Genomic DNA, 3,560 nt, shown 5'->3' on the forward strand with positions numbered 1-3,560 from the left:
TGCGCTACCGCGCGGTGCGCGAGCAGGTGGCGGTGGCCCCGGCGGCACCCGCCGAGGGCTCCGTGGAACCCGCGCAGGCTCTCGTGGTCAAGGACCCCGGGATGCAGTCCATGTTGGAGGACCTGGGCCGTCCCGGCCTCGGAGACCTGGGTGTGCCTGCGTCCGGCGCGGCGGATCACGTGTCCGCAGCGCAGGCCAACCGCATGGTGGGCAACGAGTCCGGTGCCACGGTCATTGAGTCTCTGCTGGGTGGCCTGTCGGTAACCGCGCGCGGCCACCACGTGCTGGCGCTGTCCGGCGCCCCCGTGGACGCCACGGTCAGCGGTCAGCAGGGCGAGAACCCGCTCCCCCGGGACATTCCCTTTGCCCTCTACGACGGCGAGACCCTCACCCTGGGCACCCCGCACACCGGCCTGCGAACCTACCTCGCGGTGCGCGGTGGTTTTGGCGGGCCCACGGTGCTGGGCAGCCGCTCCACGGACGTGCTCTCGCGGATCGGCCCGGAAGCGCTGAACGCAGGAAGCGTGATCGAGGTGCGCTCCGCGGCATCGCGCCCGGTGGGACGCCCCGAGGCCCCGGCGGTCACCCTGCCCGAACCGGGCCGACCCACCGTGCTGCGCGTGACCACCGGACCCCGCGGCGACTGGTTCACCCCGGCCGCGCTCGAGACCCTCGCCCGTCCGCAGTGGCGGGTCAGCAGCCAGTCCAACCGCGTGGGCGTGCGCTTCGAGACGCCCGAGGACGGGCAGACCCTGGAACGCGCCATCACTGGTGAGCTGGCCAGCGAAGGCGTGGTCACGGGTTCGCTGCAGGTACCCCACTCGGGGGTTCCGGTGCTGTTCCTGGCGGACCACCCCGTGACCGGCGGCTACCCGGTGATCGCCGTGGTAGTCCCGGAGGACCTGGCCCTGGCCGCACAACTACCACCCGGTGCCACCGTGGTCTTCCGCGCTGTGGAACCGCACGGCACCCCGCAATCAGGAGAGAACTCATGAAGAAGGTTTTGATCGCCAACCGCGGGGAGATCGCCGTGCGCGTGGCCCGAGCCTGCGCGGACGCTGGGCTCACGTCCGTGGCCGTGTACTCGGACCCGGACGCCGACTCGTTCCACGTGCGCACGGCCGATGAGGCGTATGCCCTGGAGGGGTCCGCCTCCGCGGACACCTACCTGAACATCGAGAAACTGATCGGGATCGCCTCCCGCGCCGGCGCCGACGCCGTGCATCCCGGCTACGGCTTCCTGTCCGAGAACGCGGAGTTCGCGCAGGCCGTGATGGACGCCGGGCTCACGTGGATCGGTCCCGACCCGGACGTCATCCGCGTCCTGGGCAACAAGGTCACCGCCCGCGAGATCGCGGTACGCGCCGGAGCTCCCCTGGTCCCGGGCACGGACGGTCCCGTGGCCGACGCCGCCGAGGCCCGCGCCTTCGCGGAGGAGCACGGTTTGCCCATTGCCATCAAGGCGGCGTTCGGTGGCGGCGGCCGCGGCATGCGCATTGCCCGCACCCTGGACGAAGTGGAGGACTCCTTCGACTCCGCCGTGCGCGAGGCCGTGTCCGCCTTCGGCCGCGGGGAATGCTTCGTGGAGCGCTTCCTGGACAAGCCCCGCCATGTCGAGGCCCAGGTGGTGGCGGACACTCACGGCAACGTCACCGTCATGGGGACCCGTGACTGCTCTCTGCAGCGCCGCCACCAGAAGCTCGTGGAGGAGGCCCCCGCGCCGTTTCTCACCGACGAGCAGCGCCGCACCATCCACGAATCCGCGCGCGCCATCTGCCGCGAGGCCGGATACACCGGTGCCGGGACCGTGGAGTACCTGGTGGCCCCGGACGGGCTGATCTCCTTCCTGGAGGTCAACACCCGCCTCCAGGTGGAACACCCGGTCACCGAGGAAACCGCGCGCGTGGACCTCGTGCGCGAGCAGTTCCGCGTGGCGGAAGGTCTTCCCGTGAGTATCACGGAGGACCCCACGGCGCACGGGCATGCATTCGAGTTCCGCCTCAACGCCGAGGACCCCGCCCTGGGCTTCCTGCCCACCCCGGGCACCGTGGAAGCGTTCGAGGCGCCCACCGGCGCGGGCGTGCGCGTGGACGCCGGCGTGCGCTCCGGCTCCACCGTGCCCCCGGAGTACGACTCCCTGCTGGCCAAACTCATCGTGTGGGGCGAGGACCGGCAGCAGGCCATCACCCGCGCCCGGGCGGCCCTCAGCGAACTGCGCATCGACGGCCTGTCCACCGTGATTCCGTTCCATCGCGCAGTGCTGGAGAACCCCGACTTCACCGACCCGGACAAACTGGGCGTGTACACCACGTGGATCGAGGATGCGTTCACCGCTGAGTTGGAGGCCTCCCCCCACATTGCCCCCGCCGGCGGTGGCCGCACCACTCTCACCGTGGACATCGACGGTAAGGCCGTGCAACTGGGCATCCCCGCGGCCATGTACAACGCTCTGTTCCACGGGGGCGGAGCCGGGGTAGCTGGCCCGGCGGCGTCGTCGGAGGCCGGGACCGACCAGGTGATCCTGGCCGCGCCTATGAACGGCAGCGTGGTCAAATGGCTCGCCGAGAATGGCGCGGACGTGGCCGAAGGTGACGGCGTGCTGGTGGTGGAGGCCATGAAGATGGAGACCACTGTGAAGGCGCACCGGGCGGGAACCCTCACGCGCGGCTCCGTGGACCCCGGCGACACTGTGACCCGTGGGCAGGAGCTGGCCCGGATCCTTTAACCGGTACCCTGTATTCACCATGTCTCAACGCTCTTCCCTCCGCCCATGAACGCGCTGCCGCACGGCACAGCGGGCGCCAAGGCCGCGATCGGCCTGCGCTCGCGGATCTCGGCGGGCCAACTGGCCCCCGGTTCCAAGCTCTCCGAGCAGGAGTTCGCCCAGGAGCTGGGTGTCTCCCGCAACACCCTGCGAGAAGTGTTCACGGAGCTGGCCGGGGAGTCCTTGGTGGAGAAGCTCCCCAACCGCGGGGTATTCGTGGCCCGTCCCATCCCGGAGGACGTGCGGGAAATCTATTGCACGCGTGCAGTGATCGAACCGGCAGCCGCGCTGTGGGGGCGGACCCGTCCGGGCATGGACGGGCAGGTGCGAGCAGTTTTGGAGTCCGCGATGCGCGGCAAGGACGCTGGCGACGCCCGAGTCATGGGTGACGCCAACCAGGCCTTTCACCGGCTGTTGTTGACCATGACCGGTTCCGAGACCTTGTTGATCGTCATGGACCGGCTACTGGCGCAGATGCGCCTGGTGTTCCATTCCATGTCCCAGGAACCTGAGTTCCACAGTCACTACGTGGAGCGCAACGTGCAGGTCTGGGATCTGATCATGGCGGGTCAGCGCGCCGCCGCCGCGGACGAGTTGCAACGGTACCTGGCCGAGGCGCAGGAGGAACTTTTGTCCCACATGAGGGTTTGAACGTTCCTCGACGGACTCGACGGGCAGGAAAGGGCCGTTCCGGAATCGCGGTCGGAGTGGCCCTTTCTCATCCGCGCAGTTAGGGGATCAGGTAGTCGGAGTCCTTGGCGTCCGTGATGAGCATGTGCCCCGGTGCGTGAGAAAT

Annotated in this window: 3 protein-coding genes; all 3 read left to right on the plus strand. The window is 69.5% G+C overall.

Annotation, left to right across the window (positions count from 1 at the left end; translation table 11 throughout):
- Positions 1 to 995: biotin-dependent carboxyltransferase family protein (locus Q4E95_RS11940; RefSeq protein ID WP_303383515.1), on the plus strand; the 995-nt coding region annotated here is incomplete at its 5' end.
- Complete coding sequence (locus Q4E95_RS11945; protein WP_303383516.1) at positions 992 to 2,725, plus strand: biotin carboxylase N-terminal domain-containing protein; 1,734 nt, start codon at positions 992 to 994, stop codon at positions 2,723 to 2,725. The genes Q4E95_RS11940 and Q4E95_RS11945, both read left to right, overlap by 4 nt.
- Before the next feature lie 45 nt (positions 2,726 to 2,770).
- Positions 2,771 to 3,415, plus strand: a complete 645-nt coding sequence (locus Q4E95_RS11950) for a GntR family transcriptional regulator (RefSeq protein ID WP_303383517.1) — start codon at positions 2,771 to 2,773, stop codon at positions 3,413 to 3,415.
- The last annotated feature ends 145 nt before the right edge of the window (positions 3,416 to 3,560 follow it).

It is taken from the genome of Kocuria sp., from assembly GCF_030536815.1.
Lineage (GTDB): Bacteria > Actinomycetota > Actinomycetes > Actinomycetales > Micrococcaceae > Kocuria > Kocuria gwangalliensis.

Bases quoted from the DNA above. Each gene is read 5' to 3' on its own strand.
- Q4E95_RS11945 (WP_303383516.1), top strand. From the start codon at position 992: ATGAAGAAGGTTTTGATCGCCAACCGCGGGGAGATCGCCGTGCGCGTG.
- Q4E95_RS11950 (WP_303383517.1), top strand. From the start codon at position 2,771: ATGAACGCGCTGCCGCACGGCACAGCGGGCGCCAAGGCCGCGATCGGC.